The sequence below is a fragment of the Acuticoccus sp. genome, assembly GCF_965213555.1.
Lineage (GTDB): Bacteria > Pseudomonadota > Alphaproteobacteria > Rhizobiales > Amorphaceae > Acuticoccus.
In genome coordinates, this window is sequence record NZ_OZ243890.1 from 2,042,168 (window position 1) to 2,067,562 (window position 25,395).

Annotated in this window: 21 protein-coding genes; 7 read left to right on the top strand and 14 right to left on the bottom strand. The window is 72.3% G+C overall.

Features of this window, described 5'->3' with window-relative positions; translation table 11 throughout:
- Window positions 1-3: 3 nt before the first annotated feature.
- The 4 genes from ACOOE8_RS09725 to ACOOE8_RS09740 are packed head-to-tail and all read right to left on the bottom strand — an operon-like array spanning window position 4 to window position 5,937.
- Window positions 4-882 carry a UPF0280 family protein gene (locus ACOOE8_RS09725; RefSeq protein WP_420391282.1) on the bottom strand — a complete coding sequence of 293 codons (879 nt, stop codon included), beginning with the start codon at window positions 880-882 and terminating at the stop codon, window positions 4-6.
- Entirely contained in the window at window positions 879-2,339 is a 1,461-nt protein-coding gene (locus ACOOE8_RS09730; protein ID WP_420391283.1) for a 6-hydroxynicotinate reductase, read from the bottom strand. The genes ACOOE8_RS09725 and ACOOE8_RS09730 overlap by 4 nt, the downstream gene beginning before the upstream one ends.
- Window positions 2,336-5,089 carry a molybdopterin-dependent oxidoreductase gene (locus ACOOE8_RS09735; RefSeq protein ID WP_420391284.1) on the bottom strand — a complete coding sequence of 918 codons (2,754 nt, stop codon included), beginning with the start codon at window positions 5,087-5,089 and terminating at the stop codon, window positions 2,336-2,338. The genes ACOOE8_RS09730 and ACOOE8_RS09735 overlap by 4 nt, the downstream gene beginning before the upstream one ends.
- Window positions 5,086-5,937 (bottom strand): FAD binding domain-containing protein, encoded by an 852-nt coding sequence (locus ACOOE8_RS09740; protein ID WP_420391285.1) that lies wholly within the window; start codon window positions 5,935-5,937, stop codon window positions 5,086-5,088. Before ACOOE8_RS09740 ends, ACOOE8_RS09735 begins: the two co-directional genes overlap by 4 nt.
- 155 nt (window positions 5,938-6,092) lie before the next feature.
- On the opposite strand from ACOOE8_RS09740, the gene ACOOE8_RS09745 reads away from it, so the two are divergent.
- Window positions 6,093-7,637: an acetolactate synthase large subunit gene (locus ACOOE8_RS09745; protein WP_420391286.1), complete on the top strand. Its 1,545-nt coding sequence runs from the start codon at window positions 6,093-6,095 to the stop codon at window positions 7,635-7,637.
- A 22-nt stretch (window positions 7,638-7,659) separates the two neighbouring features.
- Here ACOOE8_RS09745 and ychF read toward each other — a convergent pair whose 3' ends face one another.
- From ychF to ACOOE8_RS09775, 6 genes are all read right to left on the bottom strand, one after another.
- On the bottom strand, window positions 7,660-8,757 hold the full coding sequence (gene ychF / locus ACOOE8_RS09750; RefSeq protein WP_420391287.1) for a redox-regulated ATPase YchF: 1,098 nt from the start codon (window positions 8,755-8,757) through the stop codon (window positions 7,660-7,662).
- Window position 8,758: 1 nt separating this feature from the next.
- A complete protein-coding gene (pth, locus tag ACOOE8_RS09755) occupies window positions 8,759-9,493 on the bottom strand; it encodes an aminoacyl-tRNA hydrolase (protein WP_420391288.1) in 735 nt (244 codons plus the stop codon).
- A gap of 8 nt (window positions 9,494-9,501) precedes the next feature.
- Window positions 9,502-10,203, bottom strand: coding sequence for a 50S ribosomal protein L25/general stress protein Ctc (locus ACOOE8_RS09760; protein ID WP_420391289.1), 702 nt, complete (start codon window positions 10,201-10,203; stop codon window positions 9,502-9,504).
- 134 nt (window positions 10,204-10,337) lie between these two features.
- Window positions 10,338-11,777 carry a sensor histidine kinase gene (locus ACOOE8_RS09765; RefSeq protein ID WP_420391290.1) on the bottom strand — a complete coding sequence of 480 codons (1,440 nt, stop codon included), beginning with the start codon at window positions 11,775-11,777 and terminating at the stop codon, window positions 10,338-10,340.
- A 127-nt stretch (window positions 11,778-11,904) separates the two neighbouring features.
- Window positions 11,905-13,302, bottom strand: a complete 1,398-nt coding sequence (locus ACOOE8_RS09770) for a dihydrolipoyl dehydrogenase family protein (RefSeq protein WP_420391291.1) — start codon at window positions 13,300-13,302, stop codon at window positions 11,905-11,907.
- Complete coding sequence (locus ACOOE8_RS09775) at window positions 13,299-14,102, bottom strand: TVP38/TMEM64 family protein (protein ID WP_420391292.1); 804 nt, start codon at window positions 14,100-14,102, stop codon at window positions 13,299-13,301. Before ACOOE8_RS09775 ends, ACOOE8_RS09770 begins: the two co-directional genes overlap by 4 nt.
- A 297-nt stretch (window positions 14,103-14,399) precedes the next feature.
- Here ACOOE8_RS09775 and rpmH point away from each other — a divergent pair, with 297 nt between their 5' ends.
- From rpmH to ACOOE8_RS09805, 6 genes are all read left to right on the top strand, one after another.
- Window positions 14,400-14,537 (top strand): 50S ribosomal protein L34, encoded by a 138-nt coding sequence (rpmH, locus tag ACOOE8_RS09780; RefSeq protein ID WP_420391293.1) that lies wholly within the window; start codon window positions 14,400-14,402, stop codon window positions 14,535-14,537.
- Between the two features lie 59 nt (window positions 14,538-14,596).
- A complete protein-coding gene (rnpA, locus tag ACOOE8_RS09785; protein ID WP_420391294.1) occupies window positions 14,597-14,923 on the top strand; it encodes a ribonuclease P protein component in 327 nt (108 codons plus the stop codon).
- Window positions 14,923-16,761: a membrane protein insertase YidC gene (yidC, locus tag ACOOE8_RS09790; protein WP_420391295.1), complete on the top strand. Its 1,839-nt coding sequence runs from the start codon at window positions 14,923-14,925 to the stop codon at window positions 16,759-16,761. The genes rnpA and yidC overlap by 1 nt, the downstream gene beginning before the upstream one ends.
- Window positions 16,707-17,411 (top strand): ribosome biogenesis GTP-binding protein YihA/YsxC, encoded by a 705-nt coding sequence (gene yihA / locus ACOOE8_RS09795; protein ID WP_420391296.1) that lies wholly within the window; start codon window positions 16,707-16,709, stop codon window positions 17,409-17,411. The genes yidC and yihA overlap by 55 nt, the downstream gene beginning before the upstream one ends.
- 145 nt (window positions 17,412-17,556) lie before the next feature.
- Complete coding sequence (locus ACOOE8_RS09800) at window positions 17,557-17,991, top strand: hypothetical protein (protein WP_420391297.1); 435 nt, start codon at window positions 17,557-17,559, stop codon at window positions 17,989-17,991.
- 79 nt (window positions 17,992-18,070) lie between these two features.
- Window positions 18,071-19,078: a dienelactone hydrolase family protein gene (locus ACOOE8_RS09805; RefSeq protein WP_420391298.1), complete on the top strand. Its 1,008-nt coding sequence runs from the start codon at window positions 18,071-18,073 to the stop codon at window positions 19,076-19,078.
- Between the two features lie 18 nt (window positions 19,079-19,096).
- Here ACOOE8_RS09805 and ACOOE8_RS09810 read toward each other — a convergent pair whose 3' ends face one another.
- The 4 genes from ACOOE8_RS09810 to ACOOE8_RS09825 all read right to left on the bottom strand — a co-directional run bounded on the left by ACOOE8_RS09810 (window position 19,097) and on the right by ACOOE8_RS09825 (window position 25,292).
- Window positions 19,097-21,640, bottom strand: a complete 2,544-nt coding sequence (locus tag ACOOE8_RS09810; RefSeq protein ID WP_420391299.1) for a hypothetical protein — start codon at window positions 21,638-21,640, stop codon at window positions 19,097-19,099.
- A gap of 69 nt (window positions 21,641-21,709) precedes the next feature.
- The gene (locus tag ACOOE8_RS09815; protein ID WP_420391300.1) at window positions 21,710-23,197 is read right to left on the bottom strand and encodes an acyl-CoA synthetase; all 1,488 of its coding nucleotides are present in this window, start codon (window positions 23,195-23,197) and stop codon (window positions 21,710-21,712) included.
- The gene (locus ACOOE8_RS09820) at window positions 23,194-23,727 is read right to left on the bottom strand and encodes a nuclear transport factor 2 family protein (protein ID WP_420391301.1); all 534 of its coding nucleotides are present in this window, start codon (window positions 23,725-23,727) and stop codon (window positions 23,194-23,196) included. Before ACOOE8_RS09820 ends, ACOOE8_RS09815 begins: the two co-directional genes overlap by 4 nt.
- Window positions 23,724-25,292: a UxaA family hydrolase gene (locus ACOOE8_RS09825; protein WP_420391302.1), complete on the bottom strand. Its 1,569-nt coding sequence runs from the start codon at window positions 25,290-25,292 to the stop codon at window positions 23,724-23,726. The genes ACOOE8_RS09820 and ACOOE8_RS09825 overlap by 4 nt, the downstream gene beginning before the upstream one ends.
- Window positions 25,293-25,395: the final 103 nt, after the last annotated feature.

Sequence of the window (25,395 nt, forward strand, 5' to 3'; positions counted from 1 at the left end):
CCGTCAGTCGTCGATGTCGCCGCCGTCGAGGGCGCCGCGCGAGACCGTGTCGCCCCAGCCGAGCGAGCGCGCCTGACCCTGGAGGTAGAATGCGACGCCGCGGATCGTTCCGTCGGCGAGCATGCGGCGAGCGAGCCGCGCGCCACGGCCGATGGCGAGCCGTTTCTCAGCCTCCGACAGGGACGCGACGTCGGTGGTGACGAGCCGGGAGCCGAGGTCGGAGTCGGGGTCGAGCGTGTTGGCCGGCGCGCGCTCCACCTTGGGGTGGTCCGGCAGGTCCACGGCGTTGGCGAGCAGCGTCGCCGCCGCATCGGCCTCCGCGGCGGTCGCGGCCAGTACGGTCACCGAGTCGGCGATGCCCAGCGACAAACTGCGCCCGAACCGACCCGAGGTCGCGATTCCGCCGATGCCGTCGCCGGAGCGCAGCCGCACGGTGCCGAGGGCGGTGTTGTCGTGGGCGGCGATCCTGGCGTGCGCCACGTGTCCGCCCGAGAGGTGGACCGCGATGTCGCCGCCGTTGTTGACGAAGCCGCGGGTCAGCGGCGCGGCCGCCGTCATGGTGTCGAGGATCTCGTCGGCGACGGCGCCCGCCACGGCCGCCATCGGCGTGATGAAGGTGAGGTCGGCGTGGGGCTTCACCGCCGCGCACATGCGCGAGGCGACGAGGCCGTCGATGGCGGTCTCGCCGTCGGCGGGGCGACGCAGCGCGGGCAGCTCCTCGACGATCTCGGCGAGCACGGTCGCGAAGCGGGCCGCCGCCGCGGCGAACGCGGCCTCGACGGCGCCCTCGCCGCCGTCCGCGGACACCACGACGTCGATGGGACCGTGCGAGAGGTGGAGCCGACCGTCCGGCAGCACGGACGCGGTGGGGTCGTTCCTCATGCGGCCTGTCCTTCCTTGGCTCCGGACGTCGTGTCCGCCCGGACCGTGCGCAGGCCGCGCGCCCGCGCCTCGCTCAACACGTCGTCGATGTCGCGCACCGCGTCCATGTGCCCGCCCAGCGCGGCGTAATCCTCGCGCCGGAGGGTGAACTCGATGGGTGCGACGAGCGCGGGGGTCGGGACGGAGCCGAAGGCATCGCGCGGCATCTCCATCACGTCGACCATGAAGGTGATGCCGCCGCCGGGCCACAGGTAGGCCGGCGCACCGCCGCAGGTGACCCTCGTGAGCGCGGCGCGCACCGAGCGCGTCAGGGCGACGGGGTTCTCCGTCACTCCGGCCCGCAGGGAGCCGCCGGCCCCGCCCATGAAGAGCACCGAGGCAACGGCCGGCTCGCAGTTCTGCGCGATGCGCTCCACGACGGCGCCCAGCGCGTCGGTCAGCGGCGTCGCAACCGGGACGAGGTCGTCGCCCAGCGTGAAGTAGGCCCACTGCTCGCCCGTGGTCGAGACCATGAGGAGCGTCATGCCCGGGCGCGCGACCTTCGGGTCGAAGGGGCCGAGGATGGCGAGCGGATCGGTGATGTTCGTGCCGCCCCAGTCGGTGCCGGGCTCGGCGACCTGGAAGTAGCGCCCGGGCGTCGAGCGGCGGCCGCGGACCTTGATGCCGGAGGCTGGCAGGTCGAGGAGCCGGCCCGACTGGTGCTCGGTGAGGACGCCTGTGATGTGGTCGTCCACGACGACCACCTCGTCGACGAGGCCGGCCCATTGGCGCGCGAACATGCCGATGGCGGCCGAGCCGCAGCCGACGCGCATCCTCGCCTCCGTCACGCCGTCGATCACCGGCGCCGCGCCCGCCGCCAACACGAGGTCCGCGCCGTCCTCCACCGACATCGCAACAGGCTCGCGGTTGCACAGGGCGAGGAGCGCGGCGCAGGTCACGCGGCCCTCCTTCTTGGTCCCGCCGGTGAGGTGCTCGACCCCGCCGAGCGACAGCATCTTCGAGCCGTACTCGGTGGTGGTGACGTGGCCGATGGGCTCGCCCTCGACCTTGACCAGCGCGCGCTCGGCGCCGATGTGCCGGTCGGTGTCGATCTTCACCTTGGCGCCGCAGTAGCTGAAGATGCCCTCGGTCACGACGGTGACCATGTCCGCGTCGCCGACGGGCTGGCTGATGATGAAGGGCGCGGGCTTGTAGTCCGGGTAGGTGGTGCCGGCACCGATGGCGGTCACGAAGGGCTTCTGCGTGCCGAGCAAGTCCCCGTCCCATTCGCCGGGCGGGGCGTCGGGCAGGAAGGGGACGACCTTCTGTGTCCCAGCCTCGATCACGGTCAGCGGGTCGAGGCGGACCAGGGTGCCGCCGTGGTTGGCGTAGCGGTCGCACGCGCCGGTCCGGCCGTCGGCGATGTAGCACAGCACCGGGCACGCATCGCAGCGGATCTTGTCGGCCGGCGCGCTCACCGCACGACCTCGCGGGCGGCGCGGATGGCGGCGAGCACGCGGTCGGGCGTCGCCGGCACGTCGGTGAGGCGCGCGCCGCAGGCATGGCGGATGGCGTTGAGGATCGCCGGCGCGGTGGGGATCAACGCATGCTCGCCGAGGCCCTTCGCGCCGTAGGGTCCGTGGGGGTCCGCCACCTCCACGATGATGGTCTCGATGGGCGGCACGTCGCCGATCGTCGGGATGAGGTAGTCGTGCAGGTTCTCCGTGCGGCCCGGCACGTAGGCCTCCATCAGCGCCATGCCGAGCCCCTGGGCGACGCCGCCGTGGATCTGACCGTCGACGAGCACTGGGTTGATCGCGCGCCCCACGTCGTGCGCCGCGGTGATCTTGAGGAGGCGCACGGTGCCGAGCTCCACGTCGACCTCGAGCTCGGCCATGTGCGCAGCGTAGCCGTAGACCGCGTAGGGCGAGCCCTGGCCGTCGGCGTCCAGCGGCAGCGTCGGCGGGTCCCAGGACTCCTGCGCCACGAGGGCGTAGCCGTCGGCGTCCACGTCCGACAGGTCGACCCCCCGCCACTCGCCGCGATCGACGACGGTCAATCCGTCACCCGGCCGGATGATCGCGTCCTCGCCGGCGTTGGCCCGGCGCAGGACCTCCGCGCGCAGCGCGAGGCCCGTGAGCCGGGCGGCGTTACCGGAGACCACGGTCTGGCGTGAGGCGGAGGTCTTCCCGGCGTCGGGCGTCGCGTCCGTGTCGGCGCCGACGATCGTGACGGCGTCGACCGGCACGCCGAGCGCCTCGGCGAAGATTTGCGTGACGACGGTGTTGGCGCCCTGGCCGATGTCGACGGCGCCCTGGTGGAGGACCACGGTGCCGTCGGCCCGCACGCCCGCCTTGATGGTCGACGGGTTGGGCAGCGAGGTGTTGCCGCAGCCGTACCAGCCGCACGCGACCCCGACGCCGCGCCGCACGACCCTCGCCATGCGGTTCGTCGCCTCCGCCTCGGCACGGGCCTGCCTCCAGTGCGGCGCGAGGGCGTCGAGGCAGGCACCGATCCCGACGCCCGCCTCGAACACCTGGCCGCAGACCGTAGGAACGCCGTCGGCGAGCGCGTTCATCCGGCGCAACTCGAGGGGGTCGAGGCCGAGCTCCAGTGCGATGTCGTCGAGCGCCACCTCGAGCGCGATGGCGGACTGCGGCACGCCGAAGCCGCGGAACGCGCCGGCGACGGGGTTGTTGGTGTGCACCGCCCGGCTCGTGGCGCGATAGTCGGCGACGGCGTAGGGGCCGGAGGCGTGGACGGGCACGCGGTTCGCCACGGTGGGACCCCAGCTCGCGTAGGCCCCGGTGTCGAACGTTGCGTCGAAGCGGACGCCGCAGAGCCGTCCGTCGTGCGTCGCCCCGACCTCGATGGAGATGTCCGCCGGGTGCCGCTTGGTCGACGATTGCATGGATTCGGCGCGGCCGTAGGCGCCACGCACCGGCCGCCCGGTGGCAAGGGCAGCGAGCGCGAGGTAGGGCTGGATCGACAGGTCGAGCTTGGAGCCGAAGCCGCCGCCGCACGCGGTGGGGACGACGCGCACCCGCTCCACGGGCAGGGCAAGGATCGCGGCGAGCCCGTCGCGGTCCATCATCGGTGCCTGGGTGGAGGCGTAGACGTGCATGCGGCCTTCGACGACCTCGGCATACCCAGCTTCGGGCTCGATGTAGGCATGTTCCACGAAGGCGGTCGTGAACCGACCGCCGGCGACGACGTCGGCCCGTGCGAGCGCCGCGCCCGCGTCCCCACGCCGCACGAGGCCATGGCACATGACGTTGCCGGGTCGGCCCGCATGGATCGCCGGCGCGCCGTCGGCGGTCGCTTGGACGACGCTGGTGGCCGCCGCCAGCGGCGTGAACACGATCGGCACGTCGGCAGGGTCGAGCCCGGCGACGGCGTCCGCCTCGCCCACCACCGCGGCCACCGCCTCGCCGCGGAACCGCGTCTCCGAGAGCGCGAACACGGGCTGGTCGGCGAAGGCGGGGATGACGCCGAACTCGTTGACGCCCGGCACGTCCCTCGCCGTCAGCACGGCGACGAGGCCGGGCCGCGTGTCGAGGAACCCGTCGAGGTCGCCGAGGGCGACGCTCGCGCGCGGGAACGGCGACCGCACCACCTTGAGCGCCAGCGCACCAGGCGGCGCGACGTCGTCGCCGAACCGCTCGGTGCCGTCGAGCTTGGAGCGCCCGTCGAGCCGCGGCACCGCGCCGCCGACCCCTCCGCCGAGCGCGTGGCGCGACGGGCGGTCGAGCACCGCATCGACGATGGATCGGTAGCCCGTGCAGCGGCACAGGACGCCGGCGAGGGCGACCTCGACCTCCGCCTCGCTCGGCGCCGCCCTGTGCCGCAGCAGCGCGGCCGCCGCCACGAGCATCCCCGGCGTGCAGATGCCGCACTGCGCGGCGCCGTGTCGGTGGAAGCGTTCGGCCAGCGCCCGGACTGCGGGGTCACGCCGCAGCCCGACAAGCGTCGTGACCTCTCGCCCGTCCGCCTGCTCGGCGAGGACGAGGCAGGCGCACACCGGCGCGCCGTCGAGCAGCACGGTGCAGGCGCCGCAGTCGCCGGCGTTGCAGCCCACCTTCACCTCGAGCGCGCCGAGCGGCCCGCGCAGGGCGTCCGAGAGCCGCTGGCCGGGGCGTCTGCCGAAGCGCGTCGGCGACCCGTTGAGCGTCAGCGCCACCTCGTCCACGCCGACGCTCAGCTCGGGTCGGGCAAGGAGGTCGGTCATGCCGCCGCCTCCCGCGGCGCAACGGCCTCGGCGAGGGCTCGTGCCACGAGGACGCGCACCGCGTCCCTGCGATAGGCGGCGGGCGCCCGCACGTCGTCGATGGGGGACAGGGCCGCGAGGTGCTCGTCCGCCACGAGGCCCCCGATCGCCTCGACCCGCTCGCCGAGGAGCGCCGCCTCCAGCGTCGGCAGGCGCGCCGGCGCTGGCGAGCAGGCGCCGACTGCGACGCGCGCCGCGATGATGCGCCCCGTCGCATCCAGCGCCACGAGCGCCGCGACCGAGGCGATGGAGATCACAAGGTGCCGCCGTGCGCCGAGCTTCTGGAACGCACTCGCTGCGCTCGGCGGCTGCGGCGGGACGAGGATCGCGCTCACCATCTCCCCCGACACGAGGCAGGTGCGTCGCGGGGAGAGGATGAGGTCCGCGAGCGGGATGACCCGGCGCGCGCCCACGCGAGCGACCTCCACGGCGGCGTCGAGCACCAGGAGCGCAGGGACGCCGTCGGCGGCCGGAGAAGCGTTGCACAGGTTGCCGACGAGCGTCGCCGTGTTCTGGATCTGCACCGATCCCAACTGACGCGCGGCGCACTTCAGCGCGTCGAACGCGGCAGGGAGCGGCTCGCGCGCCAGCGTGCTCCAGGTCACCGCCGCGCCGATGCGCCAGCCGCCGTCGGGGGTGCGCTCGACCCTTGCCAAGCCTTCGAGCCGGGTGACGTCGAGCAGCGGCCCGATCATCGGACGCTCGCCCGCGGCGGCAAGGACGTCGGTGCCGCCGGCGAAGATCCGCACCGGTCGTTCGGCCAGGTGGACCAACGCCTCGTCCAGCGTCAGGGGCGTCAGCGTGACCACGGCCGCTCCGGTTCGTTCGCGCGCAAACGGTACCGTTGCCGCCGCCGAAGTCAAATCATCGGCCTGCCTCTTCCGTAGGCGGCACGGGGACGGCGCGGAGTTGCCAAAGCGCCTGCCGCCTGGGACAGTCGCCGCCCGGTTCGCAAGGAGGCTTCATGAACGGCGCAGAGAGCTTGGTGCGCACGCTCGCCGCGGGCGGCGTCGAGGTGTGCTTCGCGAACCCGGGCACGTCGGAGATGCAGTTCGTCGACGCGCTCGACCGCACGCGGCTGCTGCGCTGCGTGCTCGGCCTGTTCGAGGGTGTCGTCACCGGCGCCGCGGACGGCTACGCGCGCATGGCGGGCAAGCCGGCGGTCACGCTGCTCCACCTCGCGCCAGGCCTCGCCAACGGCGCGGCGAACCTGCACAACGCAAGGAAGGCGCGCACGGCGATGGTGAACCTCGTCGGCGAGCACGCCACCTACCACAAGGCCTACGACGCGCCGCTGACGGCGGACATCGAGGGCACGGCCGCGCCGTTCTCCGACTTCGTGCGCACGGCGCGGACGGCCGCCGGCCTCGGTGCGGACGGCGCGGAGGCGCTCGCCGCGGCGATGAGCGCGCCGGGCCGCATCGCGACGCTGATCGCTCCGTCCGACACCGGTTGGGACGAGGGTGGGGAGGTCGCCGAGCCCGTCGCACCGCAGGGGCCGTCGCCCTACGACGAGGCGGCGCTCGACGCGGCGGCGGAGGCGCTCGCCGGCCCCGAGCCGTGCGTCATCATCGCGGGCGGCTCGGTGCTGGAGGCGCCCGAGCTCACCGGGCTCCTGATGGGGATCGCCGAGCGTACCGGCGCCAGGCTCTGGTCGCCCTCGTCGAACCGGCGGATCGAGCGCGGGCGCGGCCGGGCGAACTTCCCGAAGGTGCCGTTCCCGGTGGACGTCGCACGGGAGAAGCTTGCCGGCGCGCGCCACGCGATCCTCATCGAGGCCCGCCAGCCGGTGGCGTTCTTCGCCTATCCCGGCAAGCCGAGCCTGCTCCTGCCCGACGACTGCGCGCGCATCGCCGTGGCCGACTTCCATCAGGACGGCCCCTCGGCGGTGCGCGCGCTCGCCGATCGGCTCGGCGTCGAGGGGCCCCACGTGGTCGACGCGCCGAGGCCGGAGGACCCGCGCGCCGGTCCCATCGACTACGCCGCGCTCGGGGCGGCGGTGGCCGCGGCGTTGCCCGAGGACGCCATCGTGGTCGACGAGGGGGTGACGGCCGGTCGCGGCATCTACGCCGCCACCGTCGGCTCGCCGCCCATGAGCTGGATCGCCATCACCGGAGGCTCCATCGGCAACGGCCCGCCGCTCGCCGCCGGCGCCGCCGTCGCGTGCCCCGACCGACCGGTCGTGGCGCTCCAGGCGGACGGCTCGGCGATGTACACGATCCAGGCGCTGTGGACCCAGGCGCGCGAGAACCTCAACGTGACGACGGTGGTGTTCGCCAACGGAACCTACGAGATCCTGAAGCAGGAGCTCACCCGCGTCGGCGCCAACCCTGGGCGCAGCGCGCTCGACATGCTGGAGATCAACCGCCCACAGCTTGACTTCGTGGACATCGCGCGGGGCATGGGCGTGCCGGGCCGCAAGGTGGACTGCGCCGCCGAGCTCGCCCAAGCGATCCGCGACGCGGTCGCTGAGCCCGGCCCCAGCGTCATCGAGGCGACCCTCGCTTAGCCGGGGGCCGCGGACCCGATCCCTACGTCGCGACCTTGAACAGGATCACGTCGCCGTCGGCGACGGAGTAGTCCTTGCCCTCGTCGCGCGCCCGGCCGGCCTCGCGCGCGGCGACCTCGCCGCCGAGGGCGACGTAGTCGTCGTAGGCGATGGTCTGGGCGCGGATGAAGCCGCGCTCGAAGTCGGTGTGGATGACGCCGGCGGCCTTCGGCGCATGGGTCCCTGCGCGGATCGTCCACGCCCGCGCCTCCTTCGGGCCGGCGGTGAAGAAGGTGATGAGGTCGAGGAGGCCGTAGCCGGCGCGGATCAGCCGGTCGAGCCCAGGCTCCTCGAGGCCGAGGCTGTCGAGGTAATCGGCCTGCTCGTCGGCCGGGAGCTGGGCGATCTCCGCCTCGATGGCGGCGGAGATGACGACCGACGGCGCGCCCTCCGCCGCCGCCATGGCGGCGGCGCGCTCCGACAGCGCGTTGCCCGTGGCGGCCGACGCCTCGTCCACGTTGAGCACGTAGAGGATCGGCTTGCCGGTGAGGAGGTTCAGCATCTTGAACGACCGCCGCTCGTCCGGTGCGACGTTCAGGGCGCGGGCGGGGCGGCCGGCGCGCAGGAGCTCCAGCACGCGGTCCATGAGGCCGACCTCGGCGCGGGCGTCCTTGTCGCCGGTCTGCGCGCGCTTCCTGAGGTTGGTGGCGCGGCGCTCCAGGCCCTCGAGGTCGGCGAGCATCAGCTCGGTCTCCACCGTCGCGGCGTCCTCGACCGGATCGACGGCGCCAGCGACGTGGGTGACGTCGTCGTCCTTAAAGCAGCGCAGGACGTGGGCGATGGCGTCCACCTCGCGGATGTTGGCGAGGAACTGGTTGCCGAGCCCCTCGCCCTGGGACGCGCCGCGCACGAGCCCCGCGATGTCGACGAACGTCAGGCGCGTCGGAACCACGGCGGCGGACCTTGCGATGCCGGCGATCCGCGTCAGGCGCGGGTCGGGGACGGCGACGTCCCCGGTGTTCGGCTCGATGGTGCAGAACGGGTAGTTCGCCGCCTGCGCCGCGGCGGTCTTGGTAAGAGCGTTGAACAGCGTGGACTTGCCGACGTTGGGCAGCCCCACGATCCCGCACTTGAAGCCCATGCTACCGTCTCAGGAGGTTGGCGAGCGCACCGAACGGGCCGGCTCGCTCCGGCGCGCGCGCCGGCGCGGTCGGTTCTGGGGACGCCGGTGGTTCCGCCGACGCGGGTGCCTCGGCGCGTGCGGCCGAACGGGCGGCTCGTCGGGCCGCGCCGGTCGAGCGCGCCCCCTCGCCCAGCCGCAGGTGGACGGCGGACGCGAACTTGGCGTCCTCGCCAGCGGCGAGCAGCCCCGCCTCCTCGGCGAAGGCAGTGAGCATCGGCTCCAGCCAATCCCCATCCGACTTCGCGAAGTCGTGCAGGACGTAGCCCGGCACGAGCTCCTTGCGGCCGGGGTGGCCGACACCGATGCGCAAACGCCGCGTCGCGTCGCCCACGTGACGCGACAGCGACCGCAGCCCGTTGTGTCCGCCGGTCCCGCCGCCGGTCTTCACCTTGAAGCGGCCGGGCGGCAGGTCGATCTCGTCGTGGACGACCACGATGTCGTCGGGCGGCACCTTGTAGAACCGTGCCGCCTCGGCGACCGCGCGACCGGACTCGTTCATGTACGTCACGGGCTTCACGAGGAGGACCCGGGTGCCGTCGACGGTCGCCTCGGCCACCTCGCCCTGAAACTTGCCACGCCAGGGCGCGCCGTTCCACCGAGCATGGATGCGCTCGACGGCCATGTAGCCGACGTTGTGCCGGTTGGCGGCGTACTGCGCGCCCGGGTTCCCGAGGCCGACGATGAGCTTCAGCACGGCGCCGGTCAGCTGGCCTCGTCGCCCTCGGCGGAGCCTTCGCCCTCGCCGCCGCCCGCGCCGTCGCCCCCAGTGACCTCGTCGCCCTCGGCGACCTCGATGGCGGGAACGTCGCCGGGCGCCTCGGGCTCCTCGTCGGGCACGTCCTCCACGGGCGTCGCGATGGTGGCGATGGGGAACGCCTCATCGTTGGTGAAGGTGACGTCGGGCGGCAACGTCAGGTCCTCGGACGTGATGGTCGCGCCGATCTCGAGGCCCGCGAGCGAGACCTCGATGGCTTCGGGGATCGTAGTCGCGCCAGCCTCCACCGACACCGTGTGGGCGACGATGTTGAGCACGCCGCCGTCGCGCAGCCCGACGCACTGATCCTCGCCGACGAAGCTCACCGGGACGTTCACGGTCACCCGCGAGCGGGCGGTGACGCGCAAGAAGTCCACGTGCATCAGCTTCTCGCCGACGGGGTCGCGCTGATAGTCGCGGGCGAGGGCCTGGACGGTGCGTCCGCCGACGTCGATCTGCCAGAGGTTGGTCCTGAAGCCGCCTCCGTAGAGCGCGAGCGTCACCTCCTTGCGGGGGATCGCGATCGCCTCGGGGGGCTCGTTGTTGCCGTAGATCACGGCCGGGATCTGGTCGCCTCGCCTCAGTGCGCGCGCGGCCCCCTTGCCCGTCCGTTCGCGCACGTCGGCCTTCAGCGTGAAGCCTTCAGCCATCGGTGTCTCCTAAGGTGTCATGGCGGAGCCCTCGGCTCCAGCGCCCAAGCGCGGCCCGCCTCCAGGGGTGCGGGCCCACGCGGTATAGGGATCGCCCAACGCCCTGGCAAGGCGGCCGTTCAGGAGACGGCGGCTCAGGCGATGGCGGCCCGGCGCACGGACAGGTCGACGGGCCGGTCCGGGATCGTGATCTCGAAGGCGGCGCCGGTCGGCGTGTCGAGGAGGGTGAGCTCCCCGCCGTGCGCCCGCACGAGCTCGGCGGCGATGGCGAGGCCGAGCCCGGTGCCACCGCGCCGTACGTTTCCCTTGAAGGGTTGGAACAGCGCCTGGCGCACCGCGTCCGGCACGCCGGGCCCCGTGTCGGACACCACGATGCGCACTAGGCTGCCGGCCCGCTCGGCGGCGACGGCGAGGCGGCGGACCACGGCGTCGTGCGGATCCGCCTCCAGCGCGTCCATCGCGTTGCGGCAAAGGTTCATGAGCACGCGGTAGAGCTGGTCGGGATCGGCGTCGATCTCCATCGCGTCGTCGACGAGGATGCGGAACTCGATGGTGGGATGCATGTCGAGGCCGAGGATCTCGCCGACGTCGGAGGCGAGGTGCTCCAGGTCGATGAGCCGGCGCGAGGGCGGCGCCTCGCCGGCGCGGCCGTAGGCGAGCACGCCGGAGGTGTAGCCGACCGCGCGGTCGAGGGCGCGCACGAGCTTGGGGACGAAGCGCTGCACCGTGGGGTCGGGGATGGCGGCGAGGCGATCGGAGAAGAGCTGCGCGGACGCGAGGAGGTTCCTGAGGTCGTGGTTGATCTTGGAGACCGCGAGCCCGAGCTCGGCGAGCCGGCGCCGCTCGGTCATCGTGTCGGCGAGCTGGCGCTGCATCACCGCGAGGCAGCGCTCGGCGTCGCCGATCTCGTCGGAGCGGCGCGACGGCGCGACGGTGCGCGTCGCGTCCTCCGGATCGTTCGCGAAGTCGATCATCGCGTCGGCCAAGCGCTTCACCGGGCGCACGAAGAGCCAACGCAGCGCCATGAAGACGAGGAGCGCCGTCACCACCGAGATGACGAGGGAGAGGGCGAGGATGTTGGCCGAATAGGCGAGCATGTCCGCCCTCAGCGCCGTCTCGTCCAGGATGACGTCGACCTCCTCGGCACGACCCTCGGGCATGGCGGTGACGCGCAGGATCCGTCCGTTCGGCGCGAACAGGGTGTCGAAGGCCGCCAAGATGGACTGCGCGATGGTCTCGTTGCCAAGCTCCACGTGGCGGTCGACCATGGTGGGCGGTGCCGCCATGGCGATGAGCCGACGCCGCTCGCCGTCGCGGTGGGAGATCGCGAGGGTGTCGGTGGCGTCGAGCAGGCGCAGCTTGAGCTGCTCGGGCACGTTCTTCGTCTCGGCGATGATGGCGGCGGCGACGGACGCGTTGCGGTGGGCGTCCGCGAGCCACGTCTGGCGGTGGTTCGCGATGGACGGGACGAAGATCAGGACCTCGGACAGCATGACGAACAGGACCGTCAGGACGAGGAGCTTCGTCCCGAGCCCGGTCCGCGGCAGGAGCCGCCGAGGTTGTTCGTCCACCATGATCGCGAGGTCACGTTCGCCGGGCGTCCCACGAGCCGTACCAAGACGGGCGGGCGGACGGTAGCGTGGGACGCGCAAAACATGCGGCAGCTCGGGTGAACGAGGGGCCCATGCCCACCCGGTCGCGCTAGACGCGCTTGAGGAGACCGAGGACGCGGCGCACCCAGGGCCTGTTGAGCTTCTCGCCGAGGTGGAGCGTGGCAGCTCGCTTGCCGGCCTCAGAAAGCGTCGGATAGGCGGGCACGAAGGAGGCGAGGGTGGCGAGCCGCACCTTGGCCGAAAGCGCGAGCGCGTACGTCGCGATCATGTCGCCGGCGGTGGGCGCGACGACGGTGGCACCGGCGAGCCTGCCGCGGCCGTCGAGGACGAGCTTCACGAACCCCTCGGTCTCGCCCTCGGTGCGCGCGCGGTCGTTGCCCGAGAGCGGAGCGACGACCGCGCGGGCCCGTGGGTCGCGGGCGCGCGCCTCCGCCTCCGTCGGCCCCACCTGCGCGAGCTCGGGCTGGGTGTAGGTCGTTCGCGGCATCAGCATCGGATCGTAGGCCACCGGCAGGCGGAAGACGATGGCGCGGACCGCGAGGCTGGCCTGGTGCCCTGCGACGTGGGTGAACTGCAGCCCGCCGGTGACGTCGCCGATCGCGAAGATGCGGCGGTTGGTCGTGCGCATCCCCTTGTCGACGACGATGGCGCCGTCGTTCGTCGCGACGCCAGCGGCCTCGAGCCCCAGCCCGCGGGTGTTGGCGCGCCGGCCGGCGGCGACGAGGATGGCGTCGGCGCCGACGGTGCGCCCGTCCGCGAGGGTGAGGACGCGCGCGTTCCCCTCGCGGCGGCAGCGGGCGAGCTCGCCCCCCTCGATCAGCGTGACACCGTCCCGTTCGAGGGAGGCGCGCACCACGGCGGCAGCGTCGGCGTCCTCCCTGGCGAGCAGCGTGCCGCGCTCGATGACGGTCACGGCGGAGCCGAGGCGGGCGAAGGCCTGGGACAGCTCAGCGCCGATGGGTCCGCCGCCGACGATGGCGAGCCGCTCGGGGCGCTCGGTGAGGTCGAACACGGTCTCGTTGGTCAGCGGCTCGCAGGTGGCAAGTCCATCGATGGCGGGGACGACCGGGCTCGATCCCGTGGCGACGACGAAGCGGCGAGCTCGGATCGTCTCGCCACCCGCCTCCACCTTATCCGGCCCGGTGAACCGTGCGTCCGCCTGAATGACGCGCACGCCGAGCCCCTCGAAGCGCTCCACCGAGTCGTGCGGCGCGATGCCGGCGATGACGGCGTGCACGTGGGCGTGGACGGCATGGAAGTCGACCTGCGGCGTCGCGTGCACACCGAAGCGCGCCCCGTCGCGCGCCATGTGCGCGTGTCGCGCTGCGGCGATCAGCGACTTGGAGGGCACGCAGCCGTAGTTCAGGCAGTCGCCTCCCATGCGGCCGCGCTCGATGAGGACCACCTCGTGGCCGAACGTGGCCGCGGCCGCAGCCACGGTGAGGCCCGCCGAGCCGGCGCCGATGACGCAGATGTCCGCCCTCACGACGCCGCCCGCGCGGCTCGCCAGCGCTTGACGACCACTGGGATGAGCGCGGCGGCCGACAACGCGACGATCGCGGCGATCAGCCCCGGGGTGAACAGCGCGCCGACGGCGACCTCGCACGTCCCAGCCTCCGCGCAGCCTGGGTTCGCTCGCTCCTGCGCGGCGATGAGGCCGCCGAGGCCGTCGCCGACCAGCGTGTAGGCGATCGTCCCCGGAACGATGCCGAGCGCGGTGGCGGCGACGTAGGTGCCGAGGCGCACGTCGAACAGCGCCGGGGCGACGTTGATCAGCCAGAACGGGAACAGCGGCACCAGGCGCAGGAAGAGCAGGTAGCTGAACGCGTTGTCCTCGAAGCCGTCGGCGAAGCGTTGGGCGAACCGTCCGGCACGGCGGCGCAGCACGCCGCCGAGCGAGGTGCGCGCCGCCAGGAAGATCACCGACGCGCCGAAGGTGGCGGCGACGACGGTCAGCGCCGTGCCGGCGACGGCGCCGAACAGGAAGCCGCCGACGATGGTGATGAGGCTCGCCCCGGGGAAGGACAGCGCGACGGCGACCGCGTAAAGCCCGAGGTAGGCGGCCGCGCTCGCCAGCCAGTTGTCCGCCACTGCGCTGCGCAGGGCGTCGTGGTGGCGGATGATGGCGTCGAGCGAAAGGTAGTCGGTGACGCCGGCGGCGTACCCGGCGACCATCGCGGCGAGGAGGACTGCGAGGGGTAGCAGCCTGCGCCACGCCGGCGCGCGAGCGTGACCCGGCGGCGTCCCCGCCTCGGTCGTGCGCGTCGAAGTCTCGCTATCGGCCATGTGCGTGCCCCAATGACGGTCGTAGGGTGGCCATCATGGTCAACGATGCAAGGCGCACGTCCGAGCCTGCGACCCCGACACGGCTTCAAGGTTGCGTGACGGTTCCGCTTAGCGTTGATCGCGTTTGGTGGTGCCGCTCCGTTGCGCGACGGCTTCTGCGTTGACAGCGCGTCGCCGCGTTCAATATAGGTCCCCGTCCCAGGAGCGTTGCGCTTCCGGGTCGTTCCATCGCGTTCCGATGATCCGTTGCCGTGCGCGCCAAGCTGCGCCGCCCCGCGGCTACGGCACGAGGCCATCATGACCAAGCGCACCTATCAACCGTCCAAGCTCGTCCGCAAGCGTCGCCACGGGTTCCGTTCCCGCATGGCCACCAAGGGCGGCCGCGCAGTGATCAACGCGCGCCGCGCGAAGGGGCGCAAGAAGCTCTCCGCCTGACGGGTCCGGAGCGCCTCAGGCGCCGCGCCTCGTTCAAGGCCGTCGCCAAGGGTGTCCGCGTGCACCGCGAGGCGTTCACCCTTCAGGCGCTCGCTCGGGACGTGGAAGCGGCGGGCCCCGGCGAGCGCGCAGGGATCGGGCCGCGCGTCGGGTTCACCGTGACGAAGAAGGTCGGCAATGCGGTGGTGCGCAACCGCATCAAGCGACGCCTGCGGGCCGCGAGCGCCATCGTGCGGGATGATTTCGCCGCCGGCACCGACTATGTGATCTTGGCGCGGCCGGCGGCGCTCACCGCACCGTTCGTCGAGCTCACCGATCAGCTCGCCGCTGCGCTCCGTGCGGCGCACGGCAAACTCCACCGACCTGCGGTCCGAGAGAGGGCGTAATGGGCGACAATCGCAACATGTTCCTCGCCATCGGACTGTCGCTGGCGGTGATCGTCCTGTGGCAGTTCTTCTTCATCGAGCCGCAGATGGAGGCGCAGCGCGAGGCCCAGCTCGAGGACGTCGTGCGCGCCGAGCAGGCCGTGCCCGCGCCGGATGCGGCGGTCCCCGGCGCCGCGGACATCCCGCAGGCGCCCCAGCCGGCTGACGGCGACGTGCCGCGCCCTGCCACTGCCGTGCCCGGAGCGCCCGCGGCGGCGACCGTCGCACCGGCGCCCCGCGTCCCCATCGACACGCCGAGCGTCGACGGGTCCATCAACCTCGCGGGCGCGCGCTTCGACGACCTCAAGCTGAAGAACTACCACGTGACGCCCGACGAGACGAGCGATGAGGTGGTCCTCCTCGCGCCCGTCGGCACCACCGACCCCTACTTCGTCGAGACCGGGTGGGTGGCCGCCGGCGACGCTGCCGTGCCCTCGTCCACGGACACGGTGTGGACGGTGCAGCAGGGAGAGACGCTGACCCCCGAGACGCCGGTTGTGCTGACTTGGGACAACGGCGCCGGTCTCACCTTCACGCGGACGATCTCCGTCGACGAGCGCTACATGTTCACCGTCCGCCAGACGGTGACCAACGCGACCGACGCGCCGGTCACGCTCTACCCGTACAGCCGGGTGCGCCGTCAGGGGACGCCCGAGATCTCCGGCTTCTTCATCCTCCATGAGGGGATGATCGGCGTGCTGGGCGAGGAGGGCCTGGTCCAGGAGGACTACGGCGACCTGGCCGACGAGGGCACCATGGTGCTGCCCGACTCGGGATCGGGCTGGCTCGGCATCACCGACAAGTACTGGGCCACCGCCGTCATCCCCGACCCAGGGACGTCGTTCAAGCCGCGCTTCTTCTCGCCGTCCGGGCCGGTGCCGGCCTACCAGGCCGACTACCTGGCCGACGCCGTGGAGGTCGCCCCCGGCGGGACGGCCGAGGCCACCAACCGGATCTTCGCCGGCGCCAAGAAGACCAACTTCGTCCAGGCGTACGAGGCCGAGCTCGGCATCGACCGTTTCAACCTGTTGATCGACTGGGGCTGGTTCTACTTCATCACCAAGCCGCTGTTCTACCTCATCGATTTCATCTTCGGCATCGTCGGAAACTTCGGCGTGGCGATCCTGATCGCGACGGTGTTTGTCAAGCTCGTGTTCTTCCCGCTCGCCCAGCGGGCCTACACTTCGATGGCGAAGATGAAGGCGCTGCAGCCGAAGGTCAAGCAGCTTCAGGAGCGGTACAAGGACGACCGCATGAAGCAGCAGCAGGCGATGATGGAGATGTACAAGAAGGAGAAGGTCAACCCGCTGGCGGGCTGCATCCCGATCCTCATCCAGATCCCGGTCTTCTTCGCGCTCTACAAGGTGCTGTTCGTCTCCATCGAGATGCGCCACGCGCCGTTCTTCGGCTGGATCGACGACCTGTCGGCGCCCGACCCGACGAGCCTGTTCAACCTGTTCGGCCTGCTGCCCTACGACCCGTCCGCGGTACCCATCGTCGGCTCGTTCCTCGCCATCGGCATCTGGCCGCTCATCATGGGTGTGACCATGTGGGTCCAGATGAAGATGAACCCGTCGCCGCCCGACCCGACGCAGGCGATGATATTCAACCTGATGCCGATCTTCTTCACCTTCTTGCTGGCCTCGTTCCCGGCGGGCCTCGTGATCTACTGGGCATGGAACAACTTCCTGTCGATCATGCAGCAGTGGGTGATCATGCGGCGTCACGGCGTGAAGGTGGAGCTGTGGGGCAACATCTCCTCCGTGTTCCGCCGATCCAAGCAGAAGGGCGCGACCTGACCGCGGCGGACGGCGCGAGCCAGGAGGACGAGGCGCTCGAGGCGGGACGACGCCTCTTCGCCGGGGAGTGGGTGTTCACGCGGGCCTGTCACGCGGTCGACCAGCTCCCCTCCGCCGGCCCGCCAGAGGTCGCGTTCGCAGGGCGCTCCAACGTCGGCAAGTCCTCGCTGCTCAACGCGCTGACGGGCCGCAAGCAGCTCGCCCGCTCGTCCAACACGCCCGGCCGCACGCGGGCGCTCAACCTCTTCGCGCGGTCCGACGGCGACGGGCCGGTGATCGTCGACATGCCGGGATACGGCTACGCCAAGGCACCCAAGGCGGAGGTCGCAGCGTGGACCCAACTGGTGTTCGACTACCTGCGCGGCCGCCAGAGCCTTCGACGCGTGTTCCTCCTCATCGACGCCCGCCACGGGCTGAAGCCCATCGACGAGGCGGCGATGGCGGCGATGGACGAGGCGGCGGTCTCCTACCAGGCGGTGCTTACGAAGGCGGACAAGTCACGATCGGAGCGGGCGGCCGTGCTGGCGGCGACCGAGGCCGGACTGCGCCGACGGCCGGCCGCACATCCTGAGGTGCTGATCACGTCCGTCGAGACGTCCGACGGCCTCGAGACGCTGCGCGCCACCATCGCGGCGCTGTCGCAGGGTTGACCGCTCGTCGTCCCGATGGCGTGCCGTGGTGTCGACACCACACCCACCGCCTGACACGGCCACCCGTCCGGGTCCGGACGCTTAACTAAAGGTTGCGTCGGCGGCGCGGCCGAAGCACGGTGCGGGCGACCAGCGTGGGTGCCGCATGTCCCGTCTCACCGTACTCGCAGGCCTTCTGGCGCTCTGCGCGTGCTCGCCGAACGTGGCGCTGTTCGACACTGAGCGCGTCTACGTGGAGGTGCCGATCTACATCAAGGGTCCGGCCACGGACGCGCAGAAGAACGCCATCGTCGACCACGTGCGCAACGAGTTCAAGGACCCGTACTCCATCCGCGATGCGGAGGTCTCGCACTACGGGATGCAGGCCGAGGGATCGACCCGCGAGCGCACCGTCGTCTGCGTGCAGCTCAACGCGAAGAACGGCTTCGGGAGCTACACCGGCCGGCGCATATGGCAATTCGACCTCGGGCCGTCGAGCGTCCGCGAGGCCTCCACCGAGCACCCTCAGTGCACCGAGATGAACGGCAAGGGCCTGCGCTACGAGCCGTTCCCCGAGCTGGAGGCGCTCGCGCTTCTGTGACCGCCGCGGGCTGCGGCGCGGCGCCCTCCGGCGCATCCGCGAGCTTGAGCCGCGGCGTCGGGCGCACGACATCGGTGGCATGGTTCGCCCCCTCCTCGCCTTTGTCGCCCTCCTCGCCGCGCTCTCGTCGCTTCCCGCCCGTGCCGACCTCGACGTGAGCGGTCGCTGGCAGACGGGCGACGTGGCGCCGATCCGCCTCGCGGTGGAGAGCACCAGCCCCTTCGGCCTGAGCGACGCCGCGACGGGCGCGGCTCCCCCAACGACCGCGTCCGTCGCGTTCTACCCGGCCGTCGGCGCGAGCGCGGACGATCCCGCGCCCGCCGTCGTGCTCCTACACGGGGCCGGCGGCGTCGGCGGTGCCCGTGAGGGGCGCTATGCCCGCGAGCTCGCTGCGCAGGGCGTCGCGGTCGCCGTCGTCGACGTGTTCGGCGCTCGCGGCGGTGGCGGCTTCACCGAGCGGCTGATGCGCACCACCGAGGCGATGGCGCTCGCCGATGCCTTCGCCACGCTGGACGCGCTCGCCGCACGGCCTGAGGTCGACGCCGATCGCGTCGCCCTCATCGGCTTCTCCTACGGCGGCATGTCGTCGATCTACGCCGCCTACGCCCAGGTCGTGGAGGCGTTCGGCGCCCGCCCGTTCGCCGCGCACGTGGCGTTCTACGGGCCCTGCATCGCCCGCTTCGCCGACCCGACCACCACCGGCGCGCCCGTCCTGATGTTGTGGGGCGAGCGCGACGCGATCATGGACGCCGAGGCTTGCGAGGCGCTGGCGGACGACCTGCGAAGCGGTGGCTCGCCGGTGACCGTGCGCCGCTTCGACGCCATGCACCGGTGGGATGCGGGCGGACGGCAGTGGCGTGCGCCCGTCCACATCGCGGAGTGCAGGCTCACGGTGGCGCCGGACGGGACGGTGACGGACGACTGGTCCGGCCTCACCATGTCGGACGCTGCCATGCGGGCGACGATCCTGTCCCTGTGTGCGAGCCGCGAAGGCTACCTCATCGGGGGCGACGAGGCGGTGCGGCAGAGCTCCAACGCAGCGTTGGCCGCCTTCCTCAACCCCATCCTCTTCCCCGAGCCGGACTGAGCTACCGCCCAGCCTACATCAGCGTCGGTTGAGCGCCTCGCGCACGGAGGCGACCTCGGCGCGCAGGTCGCGCATCTCCGACGTCAGCCGGTTGATCTCCTCGGTCTGCGCGATGATGCGCTCGCGCACCTCGCTGCCCTCCGGGGTCGCGGGACCGATGGCCTCGAGGTTCTCGCGGTCGAACTCCACCGAGGCCCTGAGATCGGCCACGTCCGCCTCGCGGCGGGCGATGCCGCGCTCCAGCTCGGCGATGCGGCGGGTCGCCTCGCGGATCGCCGTCAGGCGCTCGCGGGTCTCAGCCTCGAGCCGGCCGCCCAGCGCCAGCACCTCCTCGACGATGGGCAGCGGGATGTCCGTCACCACGTAGCGCTCGGAGAGCGGGTGGCGGGTGAGGAGGGTGATGTCGTGCACGCCCTGCGGCACGCTCACCCGCATGCGCGAACGCCCCTCGCCGATGGGGGTGATCTGCGGCGCGAGGTCCTCGTCCGCACGAGCCTCGACGGCGGCGCCCGGCGCGCGCGACAGGTCTGCGACGAGCACCGTCGCCTCGCTCGCTTCGACGACGAGCTCGGTCGTCGTCACCGCCTCGCGCCGGACCGTCAGCGCGCCGTCCCCCAAGCTCGCCGAGACCAGCGTGCGTCGGGTGCGCTCGGTGGTGGTGACGTCGACGTCCGCCGACAGCGCGAACGGCAGGATGCGCGTCTCGCCTCCGTCCGCCCCGCCGAAGCGCGCGTCGCCGACGAACCCGGCGTCGTCGTAGACGGCGACGAGCCCACCCGGGACCGTCGCGGCCTCGTCGAACGTCATCTGCAGCGCGTCGAACGGGGAGCCGTCCGCTGCGAGGTCGATGTAGGTGACGCGTTCCACGTCCGACGAGCCGGACAGGAACGGCACGGTGAGCGTGCGGCCGGCGTCGAGGTCGACGGCGCCGGCGACCGTGAAGACCGAGGCGGCGCTCCCGGCTGCAGCCGGCGCGCCCGTCAGGACGTCCGCGACCGCAACCTCCGCGCCCTCCTCGGGCGCCGCCTCGAACCGTTGGCTCGGAGCGGGCGCTGCAAACACCCTTGCGGCACGCTGCGGAACGTCACCGGGCACGATGTCCGTCTCAACCGTGCGGCCGACCGCGAACGGGGCGACCGGTCGCTCCGTGCGCAGGGGCGCGTAGACGTCCTGGCGATAGGCGACGGGAGTGCCGACCGAGAGGACAAGGGTGATCCCCGTCCAGTCGAACCCTGTGGTGTTCTCCAGCGTCGCCCAGCCCTGCAGCGTGACGCCGTCCGCACCGATGATGGCACGGTAGGAGGGGCGCCATACGGTGGTCGGAACGACGAAGGAGAAGCCTGCGCGACCGACCCCCTCGAGGCGCACGGACAGGAGCCGTCGGTCGTCCGCAGCGCGCTCCGCGAGCGCCGGCAGCGCCGCGCCGACGTCCTCAGCCACCGCGTCGCCCTCGATGGACAAGGGTTCGAGGAGCGCGAACGTCGCGTAAGCGACGGCCCCGTCCGCGAAGGAGACGGCGATGCGCAGCCCTGGCCGCTCCGGCGTCTCCTCGGTGCCGGGGATGGTGACGGGCGTAAACGCGAGGAGGCGGCCGGCGAGGCGGTTCGCCCCACCCGACAGCACGACCCCCTCGCCGATCAGCTCGGCGAGCACCGTCGTCGGGTCGGAGAGGTCGCCGCCGACGAGGCGTCCCGCCGGCCCGCGCGCGCTGACCGGCTCGGCCGCGTCGAGCTCGATGGCGGCGACGGGCACCGGTCCGGTCACCACCAGGGTGCGCAGGACGTCGGCCACCTGGGGTCGCTCGATGGCGAGCCGCATGGCGCCGGCAGGCGCGGTCATGACGCCCTCGACCTGGGCAAGACCCCCGGTGGCGAGCGTCACTCGGGTGACTGCAACATCGGACGCCGGTGCCACGTCCGCAGGCGCTTCGACATCGAAGGTGGGCGCGGTGGGGACCGGCGCCGCGTCCATCGGGTCGTCGGAGGAGGTCGGAGAGCCGTCCACCGTAGGCGTGGGCAGGACGATGGCGGGTCGGTCCGCCGGGCCCGTCAGCAGGAACGGCTCGCCGGGTCCGCGCTCCCCATCCGACGGACCGACCATTTCGAACGCCGGCACGCGGTCGGACGGCGCGGCAGTCGGCGATCCCGCGCGCCCGCGTGGCGCGTCCTGGGTGGGGTCCCCCGACACGGCGGCGGGCCCTTCGCCGTCGTCTTGCGGCTCGGCCGCGTCGGTGCGATCGCGGCGTGGCTCCGGCGGGGCTGCCGGGTCCGCGCCGCCCTCCTCGGCCTCGGCGGCTGGCGCGGTGGTCGGTGGCGCGGCCTGCGCGATGTCCCTCTCCGCCGGCGCGTCGTCGGGCGGGGAGGGGTCGAAGCCTAGCTCGCCGAAGGTCCTGTCGGGCACCTCTGCCGGCGCGTCCGTCGAGGGAGGCGGGGATGCAGGCTGGGTGTCCTCCGGCAGCTCGGGCGGACGCGCCTGCGACGATGGGACCTCGCTCGGCTGGGCAAGCGCGCTCGACGCGAGGAGGGCCGCCGTCAGGGCGCCAGCGAGGCAGTGGGCGGTCACGGGATGCCCCTTCATGGTCGGGCGAGGTTGCTGCGGACTACCATGCCGGACGGGCACGACAAAGCGACCCTAGCCGCCGCCGAAGCGCTCGCGGAGCTCGGTCTTCAGCACCTTGCCGTAGTTGTTCTTGGGCAGCGACGCGACCGGCTCGTAGGCCTTGGGGCGCTTGAAGCGCGCGATCTCATCGCGGCACAGCGCGTCGAGCGCCTCGGGCTCGATGCGGCAGCCGTCGGCGGGCACCACGAAGGCGACGACCTCCTCGCCCCAGTCCTCGTGCGGGCGGCCGACCACGGCGACCTCGGCCACCGAGGGGTGGCGCAGAAGGACTTCCTCGACCTCGCGCGGGTAGACGTTGGTCCCGCCCGAGATGATGACGTCCTTGGAGCGGTCCTTCAGCGTCAGGAACCCGTCCTCGTCCATGACACCCATGTCGCCGGTCCACAGCCAGCCGTCCTTGAGCGTGGCGGCGGTCGCCTCCTCGTTGCGCCAGTACCCTGCCATGACGGAGGGGCCGCGCACGACGACCTCGCCGGTCTCCCCAACCGGCAGCGGAGCACCGTCCGGCCCGACGACCGCGACGTCGACGCTGGACTGGGCGAACCCCACCGAGCCGAGGCGCTCGCGCCAGCGCGGGTGCGTCCGGTCGGCGACGAGGTTGCGGGGGAGGGCCGTGATCGTCATCGGCGACTCGCCCTGCCCGTAGATCTGCACGAAGCGCGGGCCGAACTGGCTCACCGCGCGCTCGATGTCCGCGACGTACATCGGACCGCCGCCGTAGACGATGGTGCGGATGCCGTTCCCGTCATGCCGAGCGGCGGCGGCGTGGGCGATGAGCCTGCGCACCATGGTGGGGGCGGCGAACATGTGGATGTCGCCGAGCGTCGCGGCGAGTTGCAAGATCTCTGCAGGGTCGAAGCCGCCGGAGCGTGGGATGACGTGGCGTGCGCCGCGCAGCACGTGCACCGGCGCGTAGCAGCCGGCGCCGTGGGACAGCGGCGCCGCGTAGAGCGCCGCGTCCGTGGCACGGACCTCGTCCACGTCGGCAAGGTAGGTGAGCGACATGGCGACGAGGTTGCCGCAGGTCAGCATGACCCCCTTGGGCCTGCCGGTCGTGCCCGAGGTGTAGAACAGCCAGGCGAGCGCGTCGTCGGCGAGCGGCTCGGGCCGGAGCATCGGCTCGGCGGTGGCAAGCGCGTCGATGGCGTCATGCCCGAGGGTCGGCACGCCGAGCCCCTCGACCTCGCTCGCCACGAGCTTCGCGCCCGAATCTTGGAGGACGAAGGCCGCCTCCTTGGGGTGGAGCTTGGCGTTGATGGGGACGACCACGGCGCCCGCCCACCACGCCCCCCACCACAGGTCGAGGTAGAGCGGGTGGTTCGCCATGAAGATCGCGACCCGATCGCCGACGCCGATGCCGTTTGAGCGCAGCGCGGTCGCGATCCGCGACGCGCGGTCCGCGAACCGTGCGTAGCTCGAGACCACGGCGTCGCCGGACAGGACGGCCGGCGCGTCCGGCGACAGCGTCGCGCTGCGCAACAGCCAGTTGGCAAGGTTCACGGCTGCTCCGCGCGATCCGCTGCGGCGCCAACTCGCGCCGAGGGCGGTGGGCTCGTCGTCGGCGCGGTGTGGTAGCCCCGCCCCGCGTAGTCGAAGCCGACGAGCGCGTTGTGCGCCTGCCCGTGGTTGATGGGCGAGGCGTAGTACGCGCGGATCTCATGGATCACGCTGACGGCGTCGTCGAACTCGTACCACTCGGTGCCGCGCAGCACCTCGCCCGTCGTGGTGGTGTAGTGCGTCCACTCGCTCACGGCCCGGCGTCCGTCGGGCGCCGCCAGGATCGTCTCCAGCGTCCACTGGCTGCCGAGGCGGCCGACGCACCAGACCCAGCCGTCGGCGATGGCCTCGGCGGTGCGCCAGGGGACGCCGCGCAGGCCGGGCGGGAAGTAGTGCGCCCCGTCGGCCGAGAAGCAGGCGATCAAGCCGTCCCGGTCGGCGGCGTTGCACATGTCGAAGTAGTGCCGGATCAGCGCCTCGGCGCGGGCGCCCGGATCCTCGAGCGCCCGTGCCGCCGTGAGCCCGTCGCTCACCCCGTGACGCCGATGGGCCAGGGGGCGAACTCCTCCTCGCCGACGCCCATCGCCTCGCTCTTGGAGCGCTCGCCGGAGGCCACCGCGAGCATCTTGGCGAAGATCTCCTCGCCGACCTCGTCGAGCGTCTTCTCGCCGTCGATGACGGTGCCGCAGTTGACGTCCATGTCCCCCGTCATGCGCGAGTACATCGGCGTGTTGGAGGAGAGCTTGATGGTGGGCGCGGGGTAGGAGCCGAAGCAGGAGCCACGGCCGGTGGTGAAGCAGACGAGGTTGGCGCCACCCGCGATCTGCCCCGTCGCCGACACCGGGTCGTAGCCCGGGGTGTCCATGATGACGAGGCCGCGCGAGGTGACGGGCTCGGCGTAGCGCACCACGTCCTCGACGCCGCTGGAGCCGCCCTTCTTGGAGCCGCCGAGCGCCTTCTCGATGATGTTGGCGAGCCCGCCGGCCTGGTTGCCCGGGGAGACGACGCCGTTCATCTGCGTGTCGCGCCCCTTGGTGTAGTCGAGCCACCAGTTGATGCGCTCCACGAACTTCTCGCCGACACCGCGGTCGCGCGCGCGGGCGGTCAGGGTGTGCTCGACGCCGTAGAGCTCCGGCGTCTCCGACAAAAGTGCGGTGCCGCCGTGACGCACCAGGATGTCCACCGCCTTGCCGAGCGCCGGGTTGGCCGACAGGCCGGAGAAGCCGTCCGAGCCGCCGCACTGGAGGCCGACCATGATGTGCTCGGCCGAGCACGGCTCGCGCGCGACCCGGTTCGCGTCGGGCAGCATCTCGCGCACCGCCGCCTTGCCGCGGTCGATGGCCGAGGCGGTGCCGCCCACCTCCTGCATGGTGACGGCGTGCAGCATCTTGCCCGCCGCCAGCGACTGCTCCTCGAAGAACTTGACGAGGTTGTTGCGCTCGCAGCCGAGCGCCAGGACGACGGCGCCGGCCATGTTCGGGTGGCGGATGTATCCGGCGAGGGTACGGCGCAGGAGGTCCATGGGCTCGCCGGTGAGCTCCATGCCGCAGCCCTGCTCGTGGACGAACGGGATGACGCCGTCGACGCCGGGGTAGTCCGCCAGGCGCTCGTCGTCGAAGTAGGCGCCGATCTTACGCGCCACCGTCGCCGAGCAGTTCACCGTGATGAAGAGGCCGATGTAGTTGCGCGTCGCGACCCGGCCGTCGGCCCGACGGATGCCCATGAAGGTCGCGCGCTCGCCCTCGGGGAGGAGGTCGGCGGGCCGGTAGTCCTCGCCGTAGCGGTAGTCCTTCTCAATCCCGCCGATCAGCACGTTGTGGGTGTGCAGGTAGTCGCCCGGGACGATGTCGTGGCCGGCGAAGCCGATGATGGTGGCGTACTTGAGGATCGGCTCGCCCTTGGCGATGGCGGCCGTCGCCATCTTGTGCCCGAGGGGGATCGCGGCGCGCGCGGTGACGTCCTCGGAGCCGATGTGGGTGCCCTCGGCGATCTCCTCGCGTGCGACGACGACGTTGTCCGCTGCGTCGAGCCGGATGACGGGATCGTTGGGCCGCGCGGGCGCGGGACGCACCACGTCGAGGGTGGGGGCGTCGCTCATGGTGTCCTCCTTGTGCGTGCCACGAACTTATAGCAACGGACGCAAAGGCCAACGGTCATCGGCTTCGCAGGGCCAACCTCCCGCCGTAGCAGCCCGCGATCCC

Bases quoted from the DNA above. Each gene is read 5' to 3' on its own strand.
- ACOOE8_RS09725 (WP_420391282.1), bottom strand. From the start codon at position 882: ATGAGGAACGACCCCACCGCGTCCGTGCTGCCGGACGGTCGGCTCCAC.
- ACOOE8_RS09735 (WP_420391284.1), bottom strand. From the start codon at position 5,089: ATGACCGACCTCCTTGCCCGACCCGAGCTGAGCGTCGGCGTGGACGAG.
- ACOOE8_RS09745 (WP_420391286.1), top strand. From the start codon at position 6,093: ATGAACGGCGCAGAGAGCTTGGTGCGCACGCTCGCCGCGGGCGGCGTC.
- ychF (WP_420391287.1), bottom strand. From the start codon at position 8,757: ATGGGCTTCAAGTGCGGGATCGTGGGGCTGCCCAACGTCGGCAAGTCC.
- ACOOE8_RS09760 (WP_420391289.1), bottom strand. From the start codon at position 10,203: ATGGCTGAAGGCTTCACGCTGAAGGCCGACGTGCGCGAACGGACGGGC.
- ACOOE8_RS09765 (WP_420391290.1), bottom strand. From the start codon at position 11,777: ATGGTGGACGAACAACCTCGGCGGCTCCTGCCGCGGACCGGGCTCGGG.
- ACOOE8_RS09775 (WP_420391292.1), bottom strand. From the start codon at position 14,102: ATGGCCGATAGCGAGACTTCGACGCGCACGACCGAGGCGGGGACGCCG.
- rpmH (WP_420391293.1), top strand. From the start codon at position 14,400: ATGACCAAGCGCACCTATCAACCGTCCAAGCTCGTCCGCAAGCGTCGC.
- yidC (WP_420391295.1), top strand. From the start codon at position 14,923: ATGGGCGACAATCGCAACATGTTCCTCGCCATCGGACTGTCGCTGGCG.
- ACOOE8_RS09800 (WP_420391297.1), top strand. From the start codon at position 17,557: ATGTCCCGTCTCACCGTACTCGCAGGCCTTCTGGCGCTCTGCGCGTGC.
- ACOOE8_RS09805 (WP_420391298.1), top strand. From the start codon at position 18,071: ATGGTTCGCCCCCTCCTCGCCTTTGTCGCCCTCCTCGCCGCGCTCTCG.
- ACOOE8_RS09825 (WP_420391302.1), bottom strand. From the start codon at position 25,292: ATGAGCGACGCCCCCACCCTCGACGTGGTGCGTCCCGCGCCCGCGCGG.